This is a genomic window from Sphingopyxis sp. YR583 (assembly GCF_900108295.1).
GTDB lineage: Bacteria > Pseudomonadota > Alphaproteobacteria > Sphingomonadales > Sphingomonadaceae > Sphingopyxis.
Genome location: NZ_FNWK01000001.1, coordinates 377,716 through 402,991, shown reverse-complemented (window position 1 = coordinate 402,991; position 25,276 = coordinate 377,716). Strand labels below are relative to the sequence as shown.

Genomic DNA, 25,276 nt, shown 5'->3' with positions numbered 1-25,276 from the left:
GAATGGCCGAAATCCTGTTCCTCGTCCACCGCGCGCCATGGCCCCCCGACCGCGGCGACCGGATCCGTAGCTGGCACATGTTCGAGGCGCTGGCAAAGCTGGCGCCGGTGCATGTCGCCGCGCTCGCCGACAATGCAGCGGACGCCGGGATCGCCCATGCGAAGATGTCGCCGCTTTGCAAGAGCCTGGTCATCGAGGTGCGCAAGGTTTCGCGGCCCGTCGCGCTGGCGCAGGCGGTGCTGCGCGGCGAGCCGGTGTCGAACCATTTGTTCCGCAACAGCGCGCTGGCGCGCCACGTCGACAAACTCGTCGGGCAGGGCGGCATCACCCATATCGTCGCCTTCTCAGGCCAGATGGCGCAATATATCCCGGCCGGTTTCGATGGCCCGGTGCTGATGGATTTCGTCGACGTCGATTCCGCCAAATTCGCGACCTATGCCGAGCAGGACGGGCGCCAGCCGCTGAACTGGGTTCACAGGCGCGAAGCCGCGAAGCTGGGCGCATATGAAGCCGATGTGGCGCGCGTGGTCGATGCCAGCCTGTTCGTCAGCGAGGCCGAGGCGGCGCTGTTTCGCGGCCGGAGCGGTCTGGGCGCCGACAAGGTGCGAGCACTGGAAAATGGCATCGACACCGATCGGTTCGATCCGGGAATTGCGCTGGAGCCCGTCGACGCCGGTGCGGGGCCGATGGCGGTCTTTACCGGCCAGATGGATTATCGTCCCAACATCGACGCGGTACGCTGGTTCGCGACGGACATGTTGCCGCTGATCCGCCAGCGCCACGGTCAGGCACGCTTTGCGATCGTCGGCCGCGCGCCGACCGACGAGGTGCGGGCCCTCGAAAAACTGCCCGGCGTTACGGTGACCGGCGAGGTGCCCGACGTGCGCCCCTGGCTGGCGGCTGCCGATGCGGTGGTCGCGCCGCTGTTGCTTGCTCGCGGTATCCAGAACAAGCTGCTCGAGGCGATGGCGATGGCGCGGCCGGTGGTGGCAAGCGCCGCTGCCGCGACGGGAATCGACGCGGCGCCGGGCGAGCATCTGCTTGTCGCCGATGATGCGGCCGCAATGGCCGATGCCGTCGGCTCGCTCTTCGACGACCGGGCCGCCGCCGCCGCGATGGGGCAGGCCGCGCGCGCGCGGATGATCGCCCGCTATGGCTGGGACGCGCGTCTTGCGCCGCTGGGCGATCTGCTGGGATTGCCGTTATGACGCTGTGGCAGCGCCATCTGGGTGCGCTGGCGCTTTTGTCAGCCGCGATCCTCGCCATCTTCTGGCGCGAAGCCGCCGATGTCGCGGGCATATGGTGGAACAGCTCGACCTTTACCCATTGCCTGCTGATCATACCGATGATCGCCTGGCTGGTGTCACAGCGGGCCGCGCTGTTGCGGCCGCTGACGCCGGCCTTTTGGTGGCCCGCGCTGATCTGGATGGCGGGCGCCGGACTTGTGTGGCTGGTCGGCGAGGCGGCGGGGGTCGGCCTGTTCCGCCAACTTGGCCTGATCCTGATGCTGCAGGGCGCGGTCGCGGTGACGCTCGGCGAAAAACTGGTTCGCGCATTGCTTTTCCCATTGGGCTACGCGCTGCTCCTCGTGCCGTTCGGCGAGGAGCTGGTGCCGCTCCTCCAGACGCTCACCGCGCATATCAGCATGATCCTGCTCCATCTTTCGGGCATCCCGGCGGAGATGGAGGGGGTCTTCATCACCACGCCCGCCGGTTTCTTCGAGGTCGCCGAAGCCTGCTCGGGGGTCAATTTCCTGATCGCGATGCTCGCTTATGCCATATTCGCGGCGCATCTCTGCTTCCGTAGCTGGGTGCGGCGGATCGTTTTTGTGTCGGCGGCGCTTGCGACGACGATCCTCGCCAACGCGCTGCGCGCATATGGCACGATGGTCGCGGCGGAGATCTGGGGGATCGAGGCGGCAGGCGGGATCGACCATATCTTCTATGGCTGGTTCTTCTTCGGTGCGGTGACCCTGATCGTCATGCTCGTCGCAAGCCGCTGGTTCGACCGGCCGGCGAACGACGCTGCGGTCGATGTGAGCCGGCTCGGCGGCGCGCCGCGCTTTGCCGGGCCGGCCAAAGCCGTGCTGCCGGCCGCGCTTGCGGTTCCCCTGCTTTTCGTTGGCTGGGGCCATCTGATGGGCGGCCGCAGCGCGCCATTGCCCGCGGCAATGGTCCTTGCCGTGCCGCCGGGATGGACCGAAGCGCGCGCCGGGGGACAGGCGTGGACGCCGCGCTTCGATGGCGCCGACCAAAGGCTGCTGCGGCGCTTTGTCAACGACAAGGGGCAGGCGGTGGTCGTCGCGATCGGCGGTTACGAACGTCAGGCCGAAGGGCGGGAGGTCGTCGCATTCGGGCAAGGTGCGATCGATCCCGACAGCAAATGGGCGTGGAGCGCCGCGCTGCCGGCTGTCGAGGGAGCAAAGACCGAGCAGTTGCTGCATCCGGGGCCGGTGCTGCGCGATGCTGCGACCTGGTATGTCGTCGATGGCGAAGTGACGGGCAGCGCGCGCGCGGCAAAGCTGGCCGGGCTCAAGGCGCGGTTGTTCGGGGGCGATCCGCGCGCGCTGTCCTTGATCATATCGAGCGAGGAGCGGCAGGGCGGCCGCAATGCGATAGTCGATTTTGTTTCCGCGTCGGGCGGAGTCAAAGCGATAGCTGACCGCGCGCTCAAAACCCGCTAGGCCTCCATTATATGTGTGGGATTGCGGGCATCTATCATCTGGAGACGGCGAAGCCGGTCGACCCGGCGCGCCTCCGCGCGATGCTCCAGCCGATGCAGCATCGCGGCCCCGACGGTTCGGGCGAATGGACCGCACCCGGCGTCGGGCTCGGCCATCTTCGCCTCTCGATCATCGATATCGCAGGCAGCCCGCAGCCGATGGCGAGCGATGATGAGATCGTCACGCTCACCTACAACGGCGAAATCTATAATTTTCGCGAGCTTCGCGCCGAACTCGAGGATCGCGGTCACCGGTTTCGCACGAGCGGCGATACCGAAGTCATCATCGCGGCGTGGCGCCAGTGGGGCCCCGACTGCCTGTCGCGGCTCAACGGCATGTTCGCCTTTGCGATCCACGACCACCAGCGCGGCTGCCTGTTCCTCGCGCGCGACCGGCTGGGGGTAAAGCCGCTCCACTTTATCCGCCTGTCGGACGGGTCGGTGGCATTTGCATCGGAGCTTAAGGGGTTGCTGCGCAACCCGCTGCTGCGGCAGGAAGCGAATCTGACGGCGATCGAGGATTTCCTCGCCTTCGGCTACGTCCCCGACGACAATTGCATCGTCGCGGGCGTCGAGAAATTGCCCGCCGGCCACTATCTGATGCTCGAGCGCGGCAAGCCTGTCCCGGCGCCGACGCGTTGGTGGGCGCCCGATTTTTCGAAGCGCGTGCGGGCTTCGGAAGGCGAGGCGGCCGAGCATCTCGTCCACCTGATGCGCGCGGCGGTGACCGACCGTATGGTGTCCGACGTGCCGCTCGGCGCCTTCCTTTCGGGCGGGGTCGACAGCAGCGCGGTGGTCGCGCTGATGGCCGAGGCGAGCGCGAAAGCGGTCAAGACCTGCACGATCGGCTTCGATCAGGCGGCGCTCGACGAGACCGCCTACGCGCAGCAGATCGCCGAGCGGTTCGCGACCGATCATCGCACGCGCACGGTTTCGTCGGGCGATTTCGAGCTGGTCGACAAAATTGCCGACATGTTCGACGAACCCTTCGCCGATGCCAGCGCGCTGCCCACCTATCGGGTGTGCGAACTCGCGCGCGAAGAGGTGACGGTTGCCCTGTCGGGCGATGGCGCGGATGAGGCATTCGCCGGTTATCGCCGCCTTGTCTTTCAGCATCAGGAAGAAAGGCTGCGCGGCCTGATCCCGGGTTTCCTGCGCCGCGGCGTGCTCGGACCGCTGTCGCATGTCTGGCCGCAGATGGACTGGGCACCGCGTCCGCTACGCGCGCGCGCGACGCTGGCGAGCCTGTCGAAAAGCGGGGCGGAGGGCTATGCCGAAGCCGTCGGGGTGACGGGGCCGGCGCAGCGCGCGAAACTGTTCAACGACACTGCCGTCCATGCGCTCGGCGATCATGTCGCCGAAGCGCGATACTGGAAGGCGATGAACGAGGCGCCTGCGCGCGAAGCGCTCGACCGCGCGCAATATGCCGATCTGATGATCTGGCTGCCTGGCGATATCCTGACCAAGACCGACCGGATGAGCATGGCGGTCAGCCTCGAGGCGCGCGAGCCGTTGCTCGACTATCGCCTGATCGAATTCGCCGCGAGCCTGCCCGCGTCGATGCGCGTCAAGGGCGGCACGGGGAAGGCGATCCTGAAGCAGGCGATGGAACGCTATCTGCCGCATGACATTCTCTATCGCCCGAAGATGGGGTTCGTGACGCCCGTGTCGGCGTGGTTCCGTGGCCCGCTCACCCAGCAGGCGAAGGCGCTGGCGACCTCGTCGACGCTGGCGCGTTCGGGCTGGTTCGACATGGCTGAGATCGAACGCATCGTGGCGGCGCACCAGTCGGGGCGGCGCGACCATGGCCGCCTGATCTGGCAATTCTTCATGCTCGAAAAGTCGCTGGCGAAGCTGTTCGGAATATAGGATTTTCGGGGCCGGTACGCGGAAGATATCCGCCGAATCGCCACGCCATCTTAACGCTTGGATGCTAGGCTCGCCGCGATGACGGTTCATCCCGCCTTTCCCGCAAAAGCCACCGACGCCGCGCCGTTCACGGTGCGCGTGGTCGATCCGCTGGCGCTTTCGCCCGAACTTGCGGCGGCATGGGACGGGCTCGCCGACGAAGCGAGCGAACCCAATCCCTTCGCCGAGCGCTGGTGCCTGCAATCGGCGTTGCATCTGCTCGATCCCGAACGCTACGCACGGCTGGTGCTCGTTCGCGACGGTGGCGAGGGTCCGGTGATCGGCATCATGCCTGTGGCCCCCGCAACGCGCTATGGCCGGCTGCCGCTGCGCCACGTCACCGGCTGGGCGCACCCCAATCATTTTCTCGGGCTGCCGCTCGTGCGCGCGGGTTTTGAAAAATTGTTCTGGTCGATCCTGCTCGGCTGGTGCGACGCGGTGCCCTGGGCGCGCACGCTGGTGCACCTGCCGCGGCTGACCGAGAACGGCCCGCTCCACCGCGCACTGGTCGATGTCGCACGGACGCGCGGCGGCGAGGCCGAGGTGGTGCACCGCGAGGAGCGCGCGCTGCTGGAAAGCGAGTTGTCGCCGGAGCAATATTGGGATGGCGCCGTGCGCGCGAAGAAGCGGAAGGAATTGCGGCGGCAGGCGAACCGTCTGGCCGAGCAGGGCGCAGTGCAATTTCGCCGCTGGCAGCCCGGCGAGGCGATCGATCCGTGGATCGACGCCTTCCTCGAGCTCGAGGCGCGCGGATGGAAGGGGCGCGCCAAATCGGCGCTCGCGAGCCAGAACGACACGCAGGCGTGGTTCCACGCGATCCTCCTTGCGGCAGGCGATGCGGGCAGGCTCGACATGCGCGCGCTCGATCTCGACGGCCGGCCGCTCGCGATGCTCGTCAACTTCCTTTGCCCGCCCGGCGGCTTTTCGTTCAAGACGGCGTTCGACGAGGATTATGCCCGCTTCTCTCCCGGCGTGCTGCTGCAACAGGCGAATCTCGATCTGCTCGACGATCCGAAGATCGAATGGGTCGACAGCTGCGCGGCGCCCGGCCATCCGATGATCGACAGCGTCTGGCGCGAACGCCGTTCGCTCGTGTGGGTCAATGCGCCCCTGTCGGGCGCATCCGATCGCCTCCGCTTTACCATGCTGACAAGGACCGAACGGCTCTGGCGCCGCTGGAAGGGTGCCGCGACGCCCGAAAATGAAGTAGAAAGCCCGACATGACCGCGCATCAGCCGATTACACATCCGGTGTTCCCCGCCGAAACGCTCGAGCGGGTCGCTGCTCTCTATCCGCTGCAGGCGGGGCTTTTGCGCCATCATCTGCCCGATCACCCCTTGCTGTCGCTCGAAGCGCTCGCGCGGCTCGGCGAAAATCTGCCTGCGAGCGAGGTCGAATATAATCCCGGCAATGTGCCGATCGGCATCCGCCCCGAAGATGTGCCGTCGAACGGGCTGTCGATCGGCGAAACCATCCGCACGATCGACAGCAACGGCAGCTGGGCGGTGCTCAAGAATATCGAGAATGTGCCCGAATATCGAACCCTGCTCATGGATCTGCTCGGTGAACTGGCATCGGTGGTCGAGCAGCAGACCGGCGCGATGCTGACGCCGCAGGGGTTCATCTTCATCTCGTCGCCCGGGTCGATCACACCGTTCCACTTCGATCCCGAGCATAATATCCTGCTGCAACTGCGCGGACGGAAGGTGATGAATGTCTGGCCCGCGGGTGACGAACGCTTTGCCCACCGCCGCGAGCATGAACGCTATCACACTGGCGGCCATCGCAACCTGCCCTGGCAGGACGACTATCATGGCGATGCGCAACAGGTTCCGCTGGGGCCGGGCGATGCGGTGTTGATGCCCGTGATGGCGCCGCATTTCGTCGCCAACGGCGACGCTCCCTCGATCTCGCTGTCGATTACATGGCGCAGCGAGTGGAGCTATCGCGAGTCCGAGGCGCACGCGGCCAATGCGACGCTGCGCCGCATGGGGCTCGACCCCGGGATGCCCCCGCGCTGGCCAAGCTATGCCTGGGCGAAAACGATCGGCTGGCGGATCGCCCGCCGGCTGCGCATCGTGTCGTAAAAGCCCTGTGACAGATTGCTTTCAATTGGAAGGAATTGCGGCTATGGGCGCGCATCCTTGAATTTTCGACCCATAGAGGACTGATGGCGAAAGAAGAACTTCTGGAAATGCGCGGCCAAGTGGTCGAACTGCTGCCGAACGCGATGTTTCGCGTGAAACTGGAAAACGACCACGAAATTCTGGGCCATACGGCCGGGAAGATGCGCAAGAATCGCATCCGCGTGCTGGTCGGTGACGAAGTGCTCGTCGAACTCACCCCCTATGACCTGACCAAGGGTCGGATCACCTATCGCTTCAAGTGAGCGGCGCGGCGACCATTCCCGCGCTGGTGCTTGCTTCGACTTCACCGCGCCGGCGCGAATTGCTGGCGCGGATCGGCCTTGAGCCGACGCGCATCGCTGCGCCCGAAATCGATGAAACACCGTTAAAGGCCGAATTGCCGCGCGACTATGTGGCCCGGCTCGCCAAAGGCAAGGCGCTCGCCGTCGAGCGCGCGCCGGACGAGGTCATACTCGCGGGCGACACGACGGTGGCGGTTGGCCGCCGCATCCTCGAAAAACCGGCCGACGAGGCCGATCTGCGCCGCATGCTTGCCCTGTTGTCGGGGCGCCGGCACCATGTCTATTCGGGAATTTGCGTCGTCGGAACCGATGGAAAGGCCCGCGTGCGCGTCGTCGACACCATCGTCGCGTTCAAGGCGCTCGGCGCCACCGAGATCGACCGCTATGTCGCATCGGGCGAAGGCATGGGCAAGGCGGGCGGCTATGCGATTCAGGGGCGCGCCGAAACCTTCGTGCGCTTCCTGTCGGGTAGCCATTCGAACGTCGTCGGCCTGCCGCTTTTCGAGACGCGGGCGCTTTTGACCAGCGCGGGCATCCCGCTTGGCTGAGTGGCTCTATGAAGCCGGTATCGGCGAGACGCGCGCAGCGCTGGTCGCGGATGGCGAAATCGTTGAAGCCCGGATCGAACGCGAAGGCGAGGGGCCGCGCATAGGTGCGATCCTCGGCGCGAAGCTGTTGGAAGCGGGCCGGGGCGCCAAGGGCGCGCTCATCGCGCTCGACTGGCCCGGCGAACCGCAGGCGATGCTCGCCGCGCTGCCGCCGTCGACGCCTCTGGGGTCCAGGCTGACTGTCGCAATCACCCGCATGGCGCTGCGTGAGCGCGGCCGCGACAAGCCCGCCCGTGCGCGGATCGCCGAGGCCGGTTCGGCCATCTCGGACGGGCCCGACCTGCGCGCGCGTATCAATGCGAGCGGCCGTCCTGTCGTCGACCTGCGCGCCAGCGATCCCGACCGGCTCGAACAGGCGGGGTGGTCCGAAATGATCGACTGCGTCCGCACCGGCCATTGGCCGTTTGCCGGCGGGGCGCTCTGGGTCGATGCCACGCCCGCGATGCTGCTGATCGATATCGACGGCGAAGGTGAGGCGCTGGCGCTCGCCACAGCGGGCGCGGCGGCGGCGGCGGCGGTGATCCGTCGCTGCGATGTCGGCGGATCGATCGGTATCGATTTCCCGTCGCTGCCCGGCCGCGCCGAACGTCAGGCGATCGACGCGGCAATCGACGCCGCGCTCCCTCCGCCGTTCGAACGCACCGCGGTCAACGGTTTCGGCTTCATGCAGATCATCCGTCGGCGCGATCGCCCTTCGCTGGTCGAGCAGGTCCGGTTCGACCCCGTCGCCACCGATGCTGCGATGTTGCTGCGGCAGGCGGAACGCGCCGTCGGGACCGGCGTTTTGACGCTGACCGCAAGAAACGCCGTGATCGACCATATCGCCGCGCACCCTGATTGGACCGAGACGCTGCAACAGCGTACCGGCCGCACCGTCCGTCTCAGCGCGGATCCGGCTGTCAAAGGAGTGGGCCATGCCCAGTAAATCCCCGCGCTGCCCGCTCTGCGGCAAGCCGCGCGACCCTGAGTTCAAACCCTTTTGCGGCCGCGGTTGCCGCGACCGCGATCTGCTGAACTGGTTCGGTGAGGACTATCGCGTGGCGGTCGATCAGGCGCCCGACGGCACAGCCGATAATGATCGTTTCGACGAGGGATAAATCGCGAAGAAAGGTGCTGGACAGGATGCAAAGCCCTGCCTATAGCCGCCGCTCGCCAGCGCGGCCGACCGGCCGCAGCGGTTTGCCTGGGTAGCTCAGTTGGTAGAGCATGCGATTGAAAATCGCAGTGTCGGCGGTTCGATCCCGTCCCCAGGCACCACTTTCCTCACAGAAAAACACCTCCGGCCTTCCATGTGCGGCTTCGCGCGCCGACGGTTCGAATCCGTAAGGCGATAGCTCCCAGGGTGCCCGGATATCTCGTGCGCGTGAGCGTCCTGAAAGGGCGCAAATGCTGAGATTATCGCCTCTACCAAAGGGCTGCGGCGCGTGTTACGGCCGGGCGATGAACAGGATCGTAAACAAACTCAACCGGTTGTGGAAAGAGCATAAGCATCGCTCCGCTGCGCGCGCCGTGCTGGATACGCCGCCGGTCGTGCCCGCCGATGACGGGGTGGTTCTGTTTTCGATGATCGGCACGCGAGTTCTCCTGCCCTATCTGGTCGCCGTCAAATCGCTGCATGCGCAGCTCCGCAAGGGGCGGATCGCCATCCTTGACGATGGAACCCTGACCGACGCCGATCGGGCGATCCTTGCTGCGCACCTTGGAAATCCGCGCATCATTTCGATTGCCGATGTCGATACGGGTCCGTGTCCGCGCGGGGGCACCTGGGAACGGCTGCTCACCATTCTCGACATTCGCGCGCACGATTATGTGATCCAGCTCGATTCCGATACCGTCACGCTGGGCGATGTGTCGGAGATTGCCGAAGCGATTGGCGGGAACCGCAGTTTCACTTTGCGCGGCGACCCCGATTCACAGCTTTTGTCCTTTGCCGAACTGGCGTCGCGGACCGAGGACGATGCTTTCCTGTTCAATCCCGATGCACATGTGCAGGGTGCGATCGAGAGCGGTCTTGATCGTGTAAATCTGCCGATGGTCGCGAGCCCGCTCTATGTGCGCGGGTGCTCCGGTTTCGCGGGGTTTGCGCGGGGCAGCTCCGGTCGCACGCTCGCCGAAGCCTTTTCGCGCGAGGCGGAGCGGTTGCTCGGCGCCGAACGGTGGGCGCGCTGGGGCAGCGAGCAGGTGACGTCGAATATGGTCATCGCGAACGAACCCGGTGCGTTGCTGCTGCCTTATGATCATTATCTGAATTTCTGGGACGAAGGGGTACCGGACGATGCGCGCTTCGTCCATTTCATCGGCAGCTATCGTTTCAGCGGCACCGCCTATATCGATGCGACGCGCGCCGCCGTGGCGGCCTTGGGTCGCGCCTAGGGTCCTGACCCTAGACCGCGGCTTCCGGATCGGCCGGCATGCGCCGGCCGCGGACCATCCCGATCAGATCGCGTACCGTCTCGCGCGCGAACAGCGCCAGCCACAGGCAATAGACCGGTCCCCCGGCAGCGACGAGTATGGCGAGCCGGATCGGTTCGGGCATTTCAGGTAGCAAGCGGTCGACCAGCATAACCGACGCCGCCATGGCTGCGGCGGCGAGCACCGGCGGTGCGACGGCGCGAAGCAGGTCGGCCGCGCGGATTCCGATGACTGGCAACGATCGGGCAGCGGCAAAGACGAGCAACAGGGGATAGGCGACCAGCCACGCCCATGCGATGCCGATGATACCCCACTGCGCGCCGACCAGAAATACGACCGGCATCAGCAGCGCGCCCGCGACGGCATTGCCCGACGCGATGCCGGGACGGCCGAGCGCGTCGGTTGCGGGGCGAAGCAATGTGAACAAGGTCCAGAAGGGCATGGCGAGCGCCAGCGGCAGGAGCAGCGGCACAATCTCACGCCATTTTTCGCCGAGCAGGGTGAGCACAAGCGGTTCCGCCACCGCGGCGAGGCCGAAGAAAAAGGGCATTGCGGCGACCATGATCGCGCGTGTCGAACGGGTGAAGCCGGCAGCAAGCGCCGGCCGGTCATTTTGCATGCGCGCATAGGCGGCGAAGGCGACTTCGTTGAGCGGCGGCACGACCTTGTTGTTGAAAATCTGCGTCAACAGCAGTGCGGTCGTATAAATGCCGACCAGATGCGCTTCGAACCAGCGGCCGGCGACCAGGATATCCGCCTGGCTCTGGACGAAGGCGAACAATTGCCCGACCGCCATCAGCCCGCCATAGCGCGCGATCGAACCCGCGCCGCGGAAATCGAAGCTCGGCCACATCCAGCTGCGCGCGGCGATCGTCAGGCCCAGCGCGCGCGATGCGAACATCGAAATCGGCGCCCAGACGAGCGCCCACACGCCCCATCCGGCGAGCGCGCCGCCGAGCGCCACGCCAGCGCCGATCAGCGCAGAGACGAGATTGACCTGCGCCTGACGCTGAAACTCCATCGAACGGGCCAATTGGGCATAGGCAAGCGCCGAAAAGGGAATGGTGAGATAGATCAGCGACTGGACGCGCAGCAGGTCGGCGACCATCGGCTGGCGATAATAAGCGGCCGCGAGCGGCGCGCAGAGAATCTGTGCGACCGCGAGCCCGCCGTTGAGGAGCAGCATCAATCCGAAAATCTGCCGCAGTTCGTGCCGGCTGATCGCGTCGCGCTGGATCGCCGCGCTCGCGAGGCCATAGCCGTTGAGCAGGGTGAATAGCATCAGCATCACTTGCGTCAGCGCGAACAGGCCATAATCCTCGGGCGTCAGGATGCGAATGACGAGGAAGGTCGAGGCCCAGGCGACGATCTGGCCGGCGATCTGCGAGCCCGAACGCCAGATGACAGCGCGGCGCACCTGCTGGCCGAAATCGGGCGAAATCGGGGCGTCGGGGCCAAGCGTGGTTTCGGGGGGCAGTGCGCGACCTGACATGATTGGCAGCCTTAGCAACTATTCGTTGGCAAAGCATTGCACGCGCGCGTCATCGCGGTGCAGCGACAGATTTGCGCGGGGCATAGTCGTTCACCGGGGGACGGGACACCGTGGCGCGCCTAACCTCGACCCATATTGGCTTGCGCCCGAGCCGCGCGTTAAACAGGCTGTTGAACGTTGCCGGATCGGCTGCCTGAGAATCGAGCGCTTCGCCATAATGACGGCGGACTGCCGCCGGGTCATAACCCATCGCATTGAGCAGTGTCGGGAAGATGCGATAGTGACTCGATCCATCGAAGTTCCGCTTGGCGGCCGCATTCCAGCGCCCCGAGGTGTCGATGATCGCGAGCGGGACCGCACCCTCTTCGCCGTCGGGCGAGGGGCTGCAATGCGTTGTCGTGCCTGCATCGCCGCGCTCGTGCAGATTCTGACCGTGATCGGATGTGTAGACGATCAGCGCGCCGTCGAGACGCGCGCGGGCGAACAGGCGGTCGAAGAAGCCGCCCACCGTCCACCCGACCGCATTGCGATAGCTGTTGCGGTAAAGCCGCCAGCTTTCGGTGCCGCTGTACAAATTCTCCGGAAGCTGTGTTTCGGTCACGACGGCGGATTCGTTGCGCGGCAGCGCGGGGCTGAAAATATGCGCGCTGTCGGGATATTTGTCGGCGACGGGGAAATGCGCGCCCATCTTGTTGATCAGGACGAAGTCGCGCCGGCCGTTGCCCAGCGCGGCGATCAGCGCATCCGCGGCGGCCATGTCGCGATCGACGACGGGGATGTCGTCGAACTGGACGAAATGATCGATCTGCCGCCGCTCGTTATCGTCCATGCCGTTCTGATACGAACCGCCGGTCCGCTGCGCGTCGATATAGGTCGTCGCGTATCCCGCCCGCTTCGCATAAGCGAAGATCGACGGCATCGTCGCGTTGATCCTGTGATAGGCGCCCCGCGTTCCGCCATGACGCAGCGTCAGATTGCTTCCGAAGCTGCAATGGGTGATCGATGCGGCGAGGCCGAAATTGCTGACCGCGATGCCTGTCGGCGGCGACAAGAGGCCCGACCGGACGCCTGCCGGGTCGTTGATGTCGAGATATCGACCGGCAATGCTTTCGTCGATGATCAGGACGATATCGCCTTGCTGTCCGCTCGGGCCATGCGCGATTGTCACGGGCTGCCGCGCCATCGACGGCTGGGCCGCCATTTCAACAGCCGCAAGCGCCGAATAGGCCATCCCCACCCACGCATTCGGCAGGCCGCGGCCGCCTTCGCCGCCGCGGATGAAGAGCAGAAGGGTCAGCATTGAGAGCCCGACAGCGGGGGCGAGCATGGAAGCAATGCCCGGTACGCGCGTCCGCTCGCCGGGTTTCAGCCCGATGCCGGTGAACAGGAAAAACGCCCCGGCGGAAGACCAGGCGATCGCCGCGCTATATTGCGCGACGGCATCGTCGGCGAAGCCCGCCGAATAGATCATCGTGACGAACGCGTCATAGCTCATCGCATCGCCGATGGCGCCCTGAAAGCTGCCGATGAGGATCGCCGCGAGAGCGAGCAGCAGGGCCCAGACCCAGCGCAACAGCGGCCGGCGGATAAAGGCGGCGCCCCACAGGCAGGCGGCAAGCCCGCAGTAAAGGCCGGCGTAGATCAGCAGGCGGGGCGTCAGCCCCAGCATCGCCATACGCGCGGCGATGTCGGGCAATTCGAAGGCCAGGCCGATGACGAGCAGGATTGTCTTGGTCAGCGTTCTTTGGCTCGGCAAACTCTGTGCCCGCATCAACCATCCTTCGCGATCGGAAATTCGGCGCCGGGCCTGCAGGACAAGGCCAAAGTGTCCGGGGCAGATACCGCGCCTTCCTGAATTTTTGGCAAATTGGCTCCCGCCCCGATCTGCAATCTTCCCTGACATAAATTTGTCATGGGTGCAAACGCCTGCCGTAACGTAAACTGTTGCTATTAAGTCACGAATCTACGCAAAATCGGCGATTTCGAAAGTGCGCGCGTTGACGCGGCAAAAGGGCGCGTTAGACCGGCAGTTTACCACCGGGCATCTCCCGATAAGCCTTTGGCTGCGCCTCGGTGGGTTTGGAGAGAGAGACCTATCATGACTTTGCGCAACATTTTGTTGGGCGCCACCGTGCTGTGCGCCGTGACCACCCCTGTTTATGCCTTTGCCCAGGATGCCGCGCCGGCCGATGCCGGAACGACCGTCGACGACACCGACTATGGCAATGACATCATCGTTACCGCCAGCAAGCGTTCGCAAACGCTGCAGGACACGCCCGTCGCCGTCTCGGTGACTTCGGCGGCGCAGCTTGAAGAATCGCAGATCCGCGACCTGATCGACCTCCAGGCATCGGTTCCCAGCCTGCGGGTGTCGCAGCTCCAGTCGAGCGCCAACACCAACTTCATCATCCGCGGTTTCGGCAACGGCGCGAACAACGCCGGTATCGAACCGTCGGTCGGTGTGTTCATCGACGGCGTCTATCGCTCGCGCTCCGCCGCGCAGATCGGTGACCTGCCGAACGTTGAGCGCATCGAAGTGCTGCGCGGACCGCAGTCGACGCTGTTCGGCAAGAACGCGTCGGCAGGCGTGATCAGCATCGTCACGCAAAAGCCGCAGTATGAATTCGGCGGCTCGGCCGAAGTCACCTATGGCAATTATAACGCGATCACCGTCAAGGGCGACGTCACCGGTCCGATCAGCGACACCGTCGCCTTCTCGATCGGCGGCAGCTACAACCGCCGCGACGGTTATGCGCAGGATCTGAAACTCGACACCGACGTCAACGACCGCAACCGCTGGGGCGTTCGCGGTCAGCTTTTGTTCGAACCGACCGATGCGCTGTCGATCCGCCTGATCGGCGACTATGACAAGATCGACGAAAATTGCTGCATCGCGGGCAACGTCATCGCCGGCCCGACCGTCGCGATCACCAACGCGCTTGCCGGCGGCCCCAGCGTCGATGCGAACAATCCCTTCTCCTACGACGTCTACAACAACTTCCTGTCGTCGAATAAGATCAAGAACTACGGTGGTTCGGCGCAGATCGACTATGATCTTGGCAGCATGGCGCTGACCTCGATCACAGCCTATCGTCAGGTGCGTGCCGACACGAACCAGGATTCGGATTTCTCGGCTGCCGACCTGATCGGCGAGAAGAGCGACTATGTCGACATCGACACCTTCACGCAGGAAGTGCGCCTGACCTCCGACTTCGACGGCCCGCTCAACTTCCTGATCGGCGGTTATTATTTCAACGAAAAGGTCGACCAGACCAGCGCGATCAAGTTCGGGACGCAGTTCCGTCCCTATGGCAATGCGCTGATCCAGGCGGCGAGCGGCGGCGCGCTCAACGTCGGCTTGCTCGAAGGCACGCTCGGCACGCTCGAGGGCAATCCGGCGAAATATCTTGGCAGCTTCTTCCGCAATGGCGACGGGCTCGACGAAGGCTACAAGATGAAGAACGAGGCCTTCTCGATCTTCGGTACTGTCGATTTCGAGGTCACCGACCGCTTTACGGTGACCCTCGGCGGCAACTATACCAAGGACCGCAAGCGCTTCTCGACCGACGTCGTTAGCAGCGATGTCTTCTCGGGCATCAATCTCGATGCTGCCGCCTACGCGCCGTTCCGCAACCAATTGCTGTTCCAGGGCGGCCTTGCACAGACGATCGGCACGCAGCTTGGGCTGGGTCGCGCCGCTACCGCAACCGAAATTGGTGCATTTGCCGGCGCCAACCCGGCGGCGTTCGGTGCAATCTCGACGCAGGTGCAGGCTTTCGCGAACGCCAACCAGAACAACCCCGCGGCGAACCCGCTCAACGGGCTGAAGGCGTTCCAGTTCCTGCCGCCCTTCCTCAACGTTCCGAACTCGGTCGAAAACGGTAAAACGAACGACGGCGATTTCTCGTACAGCGTGCGGGCTGCCTATGAGCTGACCGACACGGTCAACATCTATGCGACCTATGCAACGGGCTTCAAGGCGAGCTCGGTCAACCTGTCGCGTGACAGCCGCCCGACCGCAGCCGACCTGCCTGCGATCATCGCTGGCGGCCTCGGTACGCCGAATCTCGTGTCGGGTTCGCGCTTCGCCAACCCCGAAGAATCGACCGTCTACGAATTTGGCCTCAAGGGCCAGTGGGACGTCGCTGCAGTCAACGTCGCGGTGTTCAAGCAGTCGATCAAGGGCTTCCAGTCGAACGTCTTCACCGGCACCGGCTTTGCCCTCGCGAACGCCGGCAAGCAGTCGACCTTCGGTATCGAGTTCGACGGCTCGGTGCGTCCGGTCGACGGGCTCAACCTGACGCTTGCCGCGACCTATCTCGACGCGAAGTATGACAGCTTCATCAACTCGGCGTTCGGCGACATCTCGGGCACGACGCCCGCGGGAATCCCCGAACTGTCGCTGTCGATGGGCGGAACCTACACCTATGAGTTCGCTGGCGGGACCAAGGCCATCGCACACGTCGATTATGCCTATGAAAGCCCGGTCCAGATCGTCGAAGGCCTGTCGGGCTTCCCGGCGAGCGTCGCACAGAACCTGAAGCGCGAGGTCAACTCGCTCAACGCGTCGTTCACGATCCGCCTGACCAACGGCCTCGACGTCGGCGTGTGGGGTCGCAATCTCACCAACGCGCAGTATCTGACGACCATCTTCCCGGCGGTCGCGCAGTCGGGCAGCGTCTCGGGCTACCCGAGCCAGCCGCGCACCTATGGCGGCACCATCCGTTACAAATTCTGATCGTGGGGGTCGGGGCGCTTCCTCGCGCCCCGGCGGCCACGCGGAAGGCAAAAAAGAAACCCCGGCCTCTCGATCGAGAGGCCGGGGTTTTTTATGGCGTTGCCGCCGGGTAGGTTAGAATCTCACGCCCGCCGCGATGCCATAGCGGCGCGGTTCGAGGGTGAAGATGTTGGTGTAGTTACCCGACGACTGGTCGGTGATGTACAGGCCGGTGACGCTGTTGGCGTCGAAGAGGTTCTGGATGAAGCCCTTCACATACCATTTGTCGTCGGCGCCGTTCAGCTGCAGCTGGGCGTTGACCTGCGCGTAACCCTTGATGCGGTTCACATTGCCGTTGAAGATGCTGCCATAGCTCTCACCGGTATAGGCAAGGTCGACGCGCGGGACGAGGGTCATGTCACCGCCGCCGAGACGCGCGGTGTACTGAACGCCGGCGCTGAACTTGTAGTTCGGTGCCTGCGGCAGCTGGTTGCCCTTGATATTGACCGGAACGCCGGCGGAGAAATATTCGATCCCGCCGAAGTTTGCCGGGGTCAGGCCCGCCGCGGCGAATGCCCCGCCGGCCGCCGCTTCCATCACCGAACAGATGCTGAATGCGCCGGTCGATGCGATGCCGCCATCGCTCGGGAAGGCGGTCGTCGGACGGAGGCCGGCACCAGCGGCAACGCCCGGCACAAAGCCGCCGTTGATGACCTGCTGAACCCCGTTTACGAAGGCGTTGACGCCAGCGGCATTGCCCGAGCGCGAAGCAACCGCGCAGTTTGCGGCATTCGTGATGTCCTTGATGATGACCGCATCGCTGCGGCCACCGCCAAAGTCGCGCGGGTTGCTCGTGAACTTGTCGTCGGAGACCTTGCTGTGCAGATAGCTGAAGCCGAGGTTGACCACGACGTCGGGGTCGGGCCGGACGATCGCTTCGGCTTCGAAACCGTAGATGTCGGCGCTGACATTGTCGTTGACCGCGGTACGCGCGACGATCTTGCTGAGCTGCAGATCCTTATACTTGTAGTAGAAGGCCGTCAGGTTCAGCTGAAGCGCTCCGCCGCCGAAGGTGTTCTTCGACCCGATTTCAAAGGCGTCGACCTGTTCGGGCTTGAACGATTCGGGCACTTCGAAGATCGGCTGCAGCGGCGGGTTGATGCCCCCCGATTTGTAGCCGCGAGAATAGGATGCGTAGAGCAGATTGTCGTCGGTAACCTTGAAATCGATCACCGCACGGCCTGTCAGCTTGTTGAATTTGACGCTGCGTTCCTGGATGATCTGGTTGCCGGGCGTGCCCGGATCGGCGTCGAACGACCCGACGAAGGGCGAACCGAAGACGGTGTCGGTCGTTCCCGCATGCGGCGCAAGGAAGCTTGCCAGCGTCGAGCGTGCCGCCACGCTCTTCTTGTCGTTGTTATAACGAAGACCTGCTGTCAGTTTCAGCCGGTCGCTGAACTCGAAATAGGCTTCGCCAAACAGGCCCCACGATTTGATGTTCAGATCGTCGGTGTTGTTTCGGAAGAAGGGCGTCGCAAGGAATGATGGCGGCAGCGGAGCCGCGATCGTCTGGCCCGGGTTGTTCGGGTCGGGCACGCGGTTCGTCGCCGCGGTGAAGGCGCCCAGCACGCCGGTCAGATAATCGATCGGGAAGGCGTTCACATAATAGCTGTTCTCGGTCAGCTTATAGTCGGCATAGATGCCGCCGACGAGGAAGTTGAACGGCCCGTCGAGATCGCTCGACAATATGCCTTCGACCGACCAGCTGCTGTTATACTGGTTCGACCGGTCGAACTGCAGCGACTGGTCGCTACAGATCTTGTTGCCGCCAAAGCTGCCGTAGCCGCTTTCTTCCGCCAGCGACGTGCAGAGCTGGCCGGTTGGTCCGTTCGGGATGATCGCGGCTGCGACCGGCGCGAAATAAGGCGTGAACGCTGCGCCCAAGGCACCGTTCGCGGCAGCCTGCAGTGTGGCGAGCCCACCGGCATAGAGCGCGCGGTTGCCGACGTTGCTGTTATAGTCCTGCGACGCGTCGAGCTTGACCTTCTGATACTGGCCCGACACCTGCAGCGAGACGGGGCCGAAATTATGTTCGATCTGGCCCTGCAGTGTCAGTTCGCTGGTGAAATAGCTTGGCGTGTACGCCGTGTTCACTTCGCGCGGATCGGACGGGATCGTCGTATTGGCATAGACGTCGGGGCCGTAGAGGCTGCCGAGCGCAAAGGCTTGGGGAATGCCGCGGATCGCCAGGAATTCGCGCGAGGTAAGCGCTGCGGTGAACGTCGCGTTGCCGTTGAAGGGCGCATTGTCGAGGCGGTTGTTCAAACAGCCGAGAATGCCGGTCGGGTCGCGCTGGCAAAGCTGTTTCTGGATGCGCGTGCGCTTGTCCTTTTCATGGAAATAGGATGCCAGCAGGTCGATCGTCGTATCGGGCGAGGGCTCCCAGCGGAACGAGCCGCGGACCGAGTAAAGGTCGCGATCGTCGATGCGCGTGTTGAGGAAGCTGTTCTTCGTATAGCCGTCGCGGTTGAGGTAGATGCCCGCGACGCGAATGCCCATGGTGTCGCCGAGCGGGATGTTGACCATCGCCTTGCCCTTCATGGAATCGAAATTTCCATATTCGGCTTCGGCGGCGGCTTCGAATTTCCCCAGCTTCGGTTTGGCGGTGATGACGTTGACCACGCCCGAGGTCGCGTTGCGACCGAACAGCGTGCCCTGCGGGCCGCGCAGCACTTCGACGCGTTCGAGGTCGAAAAATTCGGTTTCGAACAGGCGGGTCGAAAACAGCGGGTCGCCGTTGAGATGGATCGCGGTTGCGCTGTCGCAGGTCGTGCCGACGCAAAGGTCGCCGATGCCGCGGATCGTGAAGCTGGCGCCGGTGAAATTGGTCTTGGTGAAGGTGACGTTGGGCAGGGTCAGCTGAAGATCCGACGGGGTCTTGATCTGCTGGGCTTCGAGTGCCTCGGTCGAAAAGGCGCTGACCGCGATCGGCACGTCCTGCAGTCGTTCCGACTGGCGCTGCGCCGTGACGACGATTTCGCCGCCGAAAGCATCGCGTTCCACTTCATTCGCCGCGTCCTGCGCGAATGCCGGCGTCGCCGCCGTCATTGCAAGGATCGAGGTTCCGATCAGTGCCTTGAACTTCATTTATAGCCTCCCTTTTTCGACCCGCGATGTGCGGGGCCGCCCAACGTCAAATTGTGGTAAGGGGAGGGGAAACGACCAGACATGGCAAAGGGCACCGGGCCGAAACGGCCATGTGCCCTTGTGAATCCCACCTGCCAGCTCTGCTGGTCATCGTCCTCTCCCACCGGCGTCGGGGAAAACGCCGGCCTCTCCGGAATACGACCCGCTTAAGCGAGTTCTGTATAGCCTAAAGGTGCGCCGAGTTGACGAAAGCGTCAAGTGACTTGTTTGGCCCAAAAAAGGACGCGAAACTGCGGCTCTTGGAAATGAGAAAAAGCCAAGATTCCGCAACGTAAACTTGCGTGGCGGGCATAATTTCTTCGTGTCCGGCCCTTGCTTATCGGGTCATTGACGCCGAAATGTGCGACATCAAGGCAACAGTGAAAGCGGGGCAATGAGCAACGACAAGAACGAGTTGGGACCGGACGGCAAGGTGGTGGTCCCCGACCATGTCGCAGACGCCGTGCGGACGCTGATCGAGTGGGCGGGCGACGATCCGCAGCGCGAAGGGCTGCTCGACACGCCGCGCCGCGTGGCGCGCGCATGGAAGGAATATTGTTCGGGCTATGCCGACGATCCGGCGATCCACCTGTCGCGGACCTTCGAAGAGGTCGGCGGCTATGACGAGATCGTTTTGCTGCGCGACATTCCGTTCCAGTCGCACTGCGAACATCATATGGCACCGATCACCGGCAAGGCTTCGATCGCCTATCTGCCGCGCGACCGCGTCGTCGGCATTTCAAAGCTGGCTCGCGTGCTCAACGGCTATGCCCGGCGCTTGCAGGTACAGGAACGGCTGACCGCGGACGTCGCGCGCTGCATCTGGGACAATCTCCACCCGCACGGTGTGGCGGTCGTCATCGACGCGCAGCATGGCTGCATGACGGGCCGCGGCGTTCGCACGCCCGGCGTCGGCATGGTCACCAGCCGCCTGCTCGGCTGCTTCCTCGACGACCAGCGCAGCCGCAAGGAAGTGCTCAGCCTGATGGGCTATTGAGCGAGCCGCCTTCCGGGCGCCTTTCTGACCCAAAGAAAAAGGCTCCGGAACCTGCGTTCCGGAGCCTTTTCTGTCTCTTGCAAGAGGAAAGGGGCTCAGGCCTCTTCTTCCTCGTCTGCAGCCGGAGCTTCGGCAGCGAGTTCCGAAGGCGGCGTCGCGTCTTCGAATTCGTCTTCGCTGTCGGGTTCCAGCGCCGAAGCGACGGCTTCGGCCTGTTCTTCTTCGAACATCGCCGCGATGACGTCGATGCCCTGCTTCTGCATCTCGGCTTCGTCAGGCGAACGTGCGACGTTGACGCCGACCGTAACGGCGACTTCGGGGTGCAGCTTCACCTTGACCTCGAACAGGCCAAGCGACTTGATCGGGCGTTCGAGCTCGACCATCGACTTGGTGATGTTCGCGGCGCCGTCTTCGACCAGCGCGTCGACGATGTCGCGCACCGAGACCGAGCCGTAAAGCTGGCCGGTGTTCGACGCCTGACGGATCAGGACGACCTGCTTGCCGTCGATGTCCTTGGCACGGCCTTCGGCGTCGGTGCGACGCTCGGCGTTGTCGGCCTCGATCTTCGAACGGTTGGCTTCGAACAGCTTGCGGTTCGTGTCGTTTGCACGGAGCGCCTTGTTGTTCGGCAGCAGATAGTTACGGGCAAAGCCGTTCTTGACGGTGACGACGTCGCCGATACCGCCCAGTTTCTCGATACGTTCGAGCAGGATGATTTCCATGGAACCAGCCCTCCTTACTTCACAATGTAGGGGAGCAGGCCGATGTGGCGCGAGCGCTTGATCGCTTTTGCCAGCTCACGCTGCTTCTTGGTGGACACCGCGGTGATCCGCGACGGGACGATCTTGCCACGCTCCGACAGGTAACCCTGGAGCAGACGGACGTCCTTGTAATCGATGACCGGTGCGTCCTTCTGGCTGAAGGGGCAGGTCTTGCGGCGGCGGAAAAAGGGTCGTGCCATGCTACTGTTCCTTATTCTTCGCCGTCGCGGTCACGGCCGCGGCCGCCACGACGTTCCTGCTTGCGCATCATCACGGACGGACCCTTTTCGAGTTCGTCGACGCGGATGGTGAGCCAGCGGATGATATCTTCGTTGATCGCAGCCTGACGCTCGATCTCTGCGATGGCTTCGCCCGACACTTCGGCCGACAGCATCACATAGTGACCCTTGCGGTTCTTCTGGATCTTGTAGGCGAGCTGCTTCAGGCCCCAGGTTTCGGTCTTGTGAACCTGGCCCTTATATTCGCCGATGACGTTGGTGACGGTTTCCGCCAGCGCGTCGACCTGAGCCTGGCTCAGGTCCTGACGCGCGATAAAGACATGCTCGTAAAACGGCATGGTCGCGCTTCCTTCGATTTGGCCGATCGCTGATTTCGCGCCAATCGCGAAACCCCTCCGGCTGTCGTCTCTGCTCTGCGAATTGTGCAAAGCAATCGGGGCGAATGGCACTTGGCCTCGCCCCGAAGCGGCGGCCTATACAGATTCGCGCGCGGAAATCAAGCGCGGAGCGCCAGCTTTTCCAGCAGTTCGCGGCCGAATTCGGTGAGCGTGTCGTCGCGCGCGCCAAGGATCAGGATACGGTCGCCCGCTTTCGCGGCGTCGAGCATCGCCGCGCCGCACGCCGCCCGCGTCGTCATATGCACCGCGTCGGCTCCGGCCGCGACGATATCGGCGACCAGCGCCTCGCTACCGATACTGCGATCGACGGTGCCGCCGAAATAGACGGGGTCGCAGACGAACAGCCTGTCGTCGGGCCGCATGCCGGCCGCGAAGCTCGCCGCCAGTTCCTTGCCCATCTGGCGCAGCGGGCCATAGCCGTGGGGCTGGAAGAAGAGCAGGGCGCGGCCCGGCAATTCGGCGACGGCGGCGAGGGTCGCGGCAACCTTGTCGGGATTGTGGGCGAAGTCGTCGATGACGGTGACGCCGCTTGCTTGGCCCAATACCTCGTACCGCCGCGCCAGGCCCGCGAAGCCCGCCAGCGCGTTCACCGCCTCGGCAACCGGGATGTCGACCGCGCGCGCGGCGGCGATCGCGGCGAGGGCGTTGGCGGCATTGTGGCGTCCCGGCATGCGCAGCCGCACCTCGTACCGGTAACCGTCGACGTCGGTCGAAAAGCGGCAACCGTCGGGCAAGGCTTCGAAATCGCCGCCGCGAACGGCCGCGGCCTCGCTGAAACCGAAACTCAGGACATTGCCGCCGCCGAGCAGCGGCGTGGATTCCGGATCGTCGGCATTGACCACCGCGACGCGCGCTTTCGTCGCAAAGTCGCCGAACAGTTGGTGCAATTCGGCAAGGCTCTTGTGATCGAGGCTGATGTTGGTGACGACCGCGACGTCGGGGCGATAGAGCGCGATCGAGCCATCGCTTTCGTCGACTTCGCTCACGTAAATGGCGGCATCGCCGACCAGCGCGCTCGCAAAGGGCCGGTCCTCGCCCGAGAAATTGCGCATCACCGCGCCGTTCATCACCGTCGGCTTGCGGCCCGTATTCTCCAGAATCCAGCCGATCATTCCGGTCACAGTCGACTTGCCGCTCGTGCCCCCGACCCCGATCGCGCTGTCGGCATCGTTGAATAGCGCCGCATTCAGGTCGGCGCGTGTCATCCGCGGCAGGCCGAGCGCGTTGGCGGCGGCAATGTCGGGCACGCTGTCTTCGATCGCGGCGGAGGCAACGAGTATCTGGCCGGCCTGCGGCCCGCTGCCGTCCTGCGGATAAAAGGCGATGCCCTGGCTTTCGAGCCACGCGAATTTATCGGGCGTCCGGCCCTGATCGCGGCTGCGGTCCGACCCCGAAACGGCCGCGCCGCGAGCCGCTACGATCATTGCGAGCGGCAACATTCCCGACCCGCCGATGCCGCAGAAGAAATAGGATTTGTTTTCGGCCATCGCGGCGCGATATGGCTTTGCCGAAGGCTTTGCAACCGCACCCGCCGCAATAACCGCTCGTGTCGAGCGGATCGAGGAATCAGCCCGTCCATGCGTATCGGCATCATAGCCCCGTCGACCCCGATCCTGCCCGACGATGCCGAGGCGGTGCGGGCGCTCGCAAGTCTCGGCTATCCCGACGTCGAGCTGGTTTTCGATCCGCAATGTTTCGCCACGCACGGCCATTTCGCGGGCGAGGACGGGCATCGTTTCGCCGCGCTGGTCGAGATGGCGAACCGTCCTGACATCGACGCGATCTGGTTCGCGCGCGGCGGCTATGGCGCGTGCCGGATCGCCGAGGATGCGGTGGCCGCCATGACCGATGTGGCGCGCGGAAAGGCGTTCCTCGGCTATTCGGATCAGGGCAATCTGCTTGGGTGCCTCTATCGCGACGGCTTCGATCATGTCGCGCATGGGCCGATGGTTGCGGACATCCGCCGCGAAGGCGGCGACGCGGCCGTCCTCCGTGCCCTCGACTGGCTTGTCGCGCGCGACCCGGCCGCGTGCGAGGCGGGGCTCCGTCATGGCGCGCGCCATGCGGCGTTCAACCTGATGACGCTGTCGATGCTGCTCGGCACCCCGCTCGAACCCGACCTGTCGGGCCATGTCCTCATCGTCGAGGAAGTGAGCGAATATCTCTATGCCTTCGACCGCGCTTTTTTCCATGTCGCCACCTATCTGGCGCCGCGTGGGCTTGCCGGCATCCGGCTCGGCCGCGTCAGCGACATTCCCGAAAACGATCGGCCCTTTGGCATGGAAGCCGAGGAAATTGCACAGGACTGGTGCGCGCGCACGGGGATCGCGTGGCTCGGCCGGGCCGACATCGGTCACGATGCGGCGAACAAGGTCGTGCCCTTCGGCTTGCATCGCGCGGGGTGAAGGAATAGGCGCGGCGCAATTCGAAATTACCGCAGGGGACGCAATATGCGCGCATTCATCTTTCCGGGTCAGGGTAGCCAGGTGGTCGGCATGGGCAAGGCATTGTCCGATGCTTCGCCGGTCGCGCGCGAGGTGTTTCAGGAAGTCGACGACGCGCTCGGCCAAAAGCTGTTCCAGCTGATGAGCGAAGGCCCCGAGGATCAGCTCACCCTCACCGAAAATGCCCAGCCCGCGATCATGGCGAACGCGATTGCGACGCTGCGGGTGCTCGAAAAGGAAGGTGGCGTGACGCTCGTCGCCAAGGCCGATTATGTCGCGGGGCACAGCCTCGGCGAATATAGCGCGCTTTGTGCCGCGGGCGCCTTCGACCTCGCGACCACCGCGCGGCTTCTGAAAACGCGCGGTCAGGCGATGCAGGCGGCGGTGCCGGTCGGCGTTGGCGCGATGGCGGCGCTGCTCGGCGCCGATATTGAGACCGCACAAAAGCTCGCCGACGCCGCTGCGGAGGGTGAGGTCTGCACCGTCGCGAACGACAATGACCCGTCGCAGGTCGTGATCTCGGGCCACAAGGGCGCTGTCGAGCGCGCGGTCGCGCTGGTCAAGGATTATGGCATCAAGCGCGGCGTTCTGCTGCCCGTGTCGGCGCCCTTCCATTGTCCGCTGATGCAGCCGGCGGCAGACGCGATGGCCGAAGCGCTCGGTGCCAACCCGCCCGCGGCGCCGTTCGTGCCCGTTGTTGCCAATGTCACCGCCAGCCCCGTGAGCGACGCCGACACGATCCGCGACCTGCTCGTCCAGCAGGTGACCGGCCGCGTCCGCTGGCGCGAAAGCGTCGGTGCGATGGAGAGCATCGGCGTGGCGCACTTCGTCGAGTTTGGCGGCAAAGTCCTTTCGCCGATGGTCAAGCGCAGCGCGAGCGGCGAGGTCGAGACGATCAGCGTCATTTCGATGGACGACATCGAAGCGCTCCTCAAGACGCTCTAAGATACAGATTTCAGGAGACT

The 25,276-nt window shown here is 64.4% G+C and carries 21 protein-coding genes and 1 tRNA gene; 15 read left to right on the top strand and 7 right to left on the bottom strand.

Annotated elements, in window-relative coordinates; all coding sequences use genetic code 11:
* The first annotated feature begins 2 nt into the window (after positions 1 to 2).
* The 11 genes from BLW56_RS01815 (at position 3) to BLW56_RS01765 (ending at position 10,038) form a co-directional block, all read left to right on the top strand.
* Positions 3 to 1,208: a TIGR03087 family PEP-CTERM/XrtA system glycosyltransferase gene (locus tag BLW56_RS01815; protein ID WP_093508961.1), complete on the top strand. Its 1,206-nt coding sequence runs from the start codon at positions 3 to 5 to the stop codon at positions 1,206 to 1,208.
* Positions 1,205 to 2,683 (top strand): exosortase A, encoded by a 1,479-nt coding sequence (xrtA, locus tag BLW56_RS01810; protein WP_093508960.1) that lies wholly within the window; start codon positions 1,205 to 1,207, stop codon positions 2,681 to 2,683. Before BLW56_RS01815 ends, xrtA begins: the two co-directional genes overlap by 4 nt.
* 11 nt (positions 2,684 to 2,694) lie before the next feature.
* Positions 2,695 to 4,590 carry an XrtA/PEP-CTERM system amidotransferase gene (locus BLW56_RS01805; protein WP_093508959.1) on the top strand — a complete coding sequence of 632 codons (1,896 nt, stop codon included), beginning with the start codon at positions 2,695 to 2,697 and terminating at the stop codon, positions 4,588 to 4,590.
* A 78-nt stretch (positions 4,591 to 4,668) separates the two neighbouring features.
* On the top strand, positions 4,669 to 5,853 hold the full coding sequence (locus BLW56_RS01800) for a GNAT family N-acetyltransferase (RefSeq protein ID WP_093508958.1): 1,185 nt from the start codon (positions 4,669 to 4,671) through the stop codon (positions 5,851 to 5,853).
* Complete coding sequence (locus tag BLW56_RS01795) at positions 5,850 to 6,716, top strand: cupin-like domain-containing protein (RefSeq protein WP_093508957.1); 867 nt, start codon at positions 5,850 to 5,852, stop codon at positions 6,714 to 6,716. The genes BLW56_RS01800 and BLW56_RS01795 overlap by 4 nt, the downstream gene beginning before the upstream one ends.
* 83 nt (positions 6,717 to 6,799) lie before the next feature.
* Complete coding sequence (infA, locus tag BLW56_RS01790; RefSeq protein ID WP_010162480.1) at positions 6,800 to 7,018, top strand: translation initiation factor IF-1; 219 nt, start codon at positions 6,800 to 6,802, stop codon at positions 7,016 to 7,018.
* The gene (locus BLW56_RS01785; protein ID WP_256203259.1) at positions 7,015 to 7,605 is read left to right on the top strand and encodes a Maf family protein; all 591 of its coding nucleotides are present in this window, start codon (positions 7,015 to 7,017) and stop codon (positions 7,603 to 7,605) included. The genes infA and BLW56_RS01785 overlap by 4 nt, the downstream gene beginning before the upstream one ends.
* Complete coding sequence (locus BLW56_RS01780; protein ID WP_093508956.1) at positions 7,598 to 8,590, top strand: ribonuclease; 993 nt, start codon at positions 7,598 to 7,600, stop codon at positions 8,588 to 8,590. Before BLW56_RS01785 ends, BLW56_RS01780 begins: the two co-directional genes overlap by 8 nt.
* Positions 8,580 to 8,762: a DNA gyrase inhibitor YacG gene (locus tag BLW56_RS01775; protein ID WP_093508955.1), complete on the top strand. Its 183-nt coding sequence runs from the start codon at positions 8,580 to 8,582 to the stop codon at positions 8,760 to 8,762. Before BLW56_RS01780 ends, BLW56_RS01775 begins: the two co-directional genes overlap by 11 nt.
* A gap of 84 nt (positions 8,763 to 8,846) precedes the next feature.
* Positions 8,847 to 8,922, top strand: a tRNA-Phe gene (locus tag BLW56_RS01770).
* 183 nt (positions 8,923 to 9,105) lie between these two features.
* Positions 9,106 to 10,038, top strand: coding sequence for a hypothetical protein (locus BLW56_RS01765; RefSeq protein WP_143043325.1), 933 nt, complete (start codon positions 9,106 to 9,108; stop codon positions 10,036 to 10,038).
* 10 nt (positions 10,039 to 10,048) lie between these two features.
* Here BLW56_RS01765 and BLW56_RS01760 read toward each other — a convergent pair whose 3' ends face one another.
* Entirely contained in the window at positions 10,049 to 11,569 is a 1,521-nt protein-coding gene (locus BLW56_RS01760) for a lipopolysaccharide biosynthesis protein (protein ID WP_093508953.1), read from the bottom strand.
* A gap of 49 nt (positions 11,570 to 11,618) precedes the next feature.
* Entirely contained in the window at positions 11,619 to 13,340 is a 1,722-nt protein-coding gene (locus BLW56_RS01755; RefSeq protein WP_177175755.1) for a sulfatase-like hydrolase/transferase, read from the bottom strand.
* A 327-nt stretch (positions 13,341 to 13,667) separates the two neighbouring features.
* Between BLW56_RS01755 and BLW56_RS01750 the strand changes: the two genes are divergently transcribed.
* A complete protein-coding gene (locus tag BLW56_RS01750; RefSeq protein ID WP_093508951.1) occupies positions 13,668 to 16,307 on the top strand; it encodes a TonB-dependent receptor in 2,640 nt (879 codons plus the stop codon).
* 114 nt (positions 16,308 to 16,421) lie between these two features.
* Here BLW56_RS01750 and BLW56_RS01745 read toward each other — a convergent pair whose 3' ends face one another.
* Positions 16,422 to 19,433, bottom strand: a complete 3,012-nt coding sequence (locus tag BLW56_RS01745; protein ID WP_093508950.1) for a TonB-dependent receptor — start codon at positions 19,431 to 19,433, stop codon at positions 16,422 to 16,424.
* A gap of 433 nt (positions 19,434 to 19,866) precedes the next feature.
* On the opposite strand from BLW56_RS01745, the gene folE reads away from it, so the two are divergent.
* Positions 19,867 to 20,469: a GTP cyclohydrolase I FolE gene (gene folE, locus BLW56_RS01740; RefSeq protein WP_093508949.1), complete on the top strand. Its 603-nt coding sequence runs from the start codon at positions 19,867 to 19,869 to the stop codon at positions 20,467 to 20,469.
* A gap of 95 nt (positions 20,470 to 20,564) precedes the next feature.
* Here folE and rplI read toward each other — a convergent pair whose 3' ends face one another.
* The 4 genes from rplI to BLW56_RS01720 all read right to left on the bottom strand — a co-directional run bounded on the left by rplI (position 20,565) and on the right by BLW56_RS01720 (position 23,354).
* On the bottom strand, positions 20,565 to 21,191 hold the full coding sequence (rplI, locus tag BLW56_RS01735; RefSeq protein WP_093508948.1) for a 50S ribosomal protein L9: 627 nt from the start codon (positions 21,189 to 21,191) through the stop codon (positions 20,565 to 20,567).
* A gap of 14 nt (positions 21,192 to 21,205) precedes the next feature.
* Positions 21,206 to 21,430, bottom strand: a complete 225-nt coding sequence (gene rpsR / locus BLW56_RS01730; protein ID WP_037517582.1) for a 30S ribosomal protein S18 — start codon at positions 21,428 to 21,430, stop codon at positions 21,206 to 21,208.
* Between the two features lie 11 nt (positions 21,431 to 21,441).
* On the bottom strand, positions 21,442 to 21,807 hold the full coding sequence (rpsF, locus tag BLW56_RS01725; RefSeq protein ID WP_093510730.1) for a 30S ribosomal protein S6: 366 nt from the start codon (positions 21,805 to 21,807) through the stop codon (positions 21,442 to 21,444).
* A gap of 158 nt (positions 21,808 to 21,965) precedes the next feature.
* Complete coding sequence (locus BLW56_RS01720) at positions 21,966 to 23,354, bottom strand: Mur ligase family protein (protein ID WP_093508947.1); 1,389 nt, start codon at positions 23,352 to 23,354, stop codon at positions 21,966 to 21,968.
* 90 nt (positions 23,355 to 23,444) lie between these two features.
* Here BLW56_RS01720 and BLW56_RS01715 point away from each other — a divergent pair, with 90 nt between their 5' ends.
* Positions 23,445 to 24,272 carry an LD-carboxypeptidase gene (locus BLW56_RS01715; RefSeq protein ID WP_093508946.1) on the top strand — a complete coding sequence of 276 codons (828 nt, stop codon included), beginning with the start codon at positions 23,445 to 23,447 and terminating at the stop codon, positions 24,270 to 24,272.
* Positions 24,273 to 24,317: 45 nt separating this feature from the next.
* Positions 24,318 to 25,256, top strand: coding sequence for an ACP S-malonyltransferase (fabD, locus tag BLW56_RS01710; protein WP_093508945.1), 939 nt, complete (start codon positions 24,318 to 24,320; stop codon positions 25,254 to 25,256).
* Positions 25,257 to 25,276 lie beyond the last annotated feature (20 nt).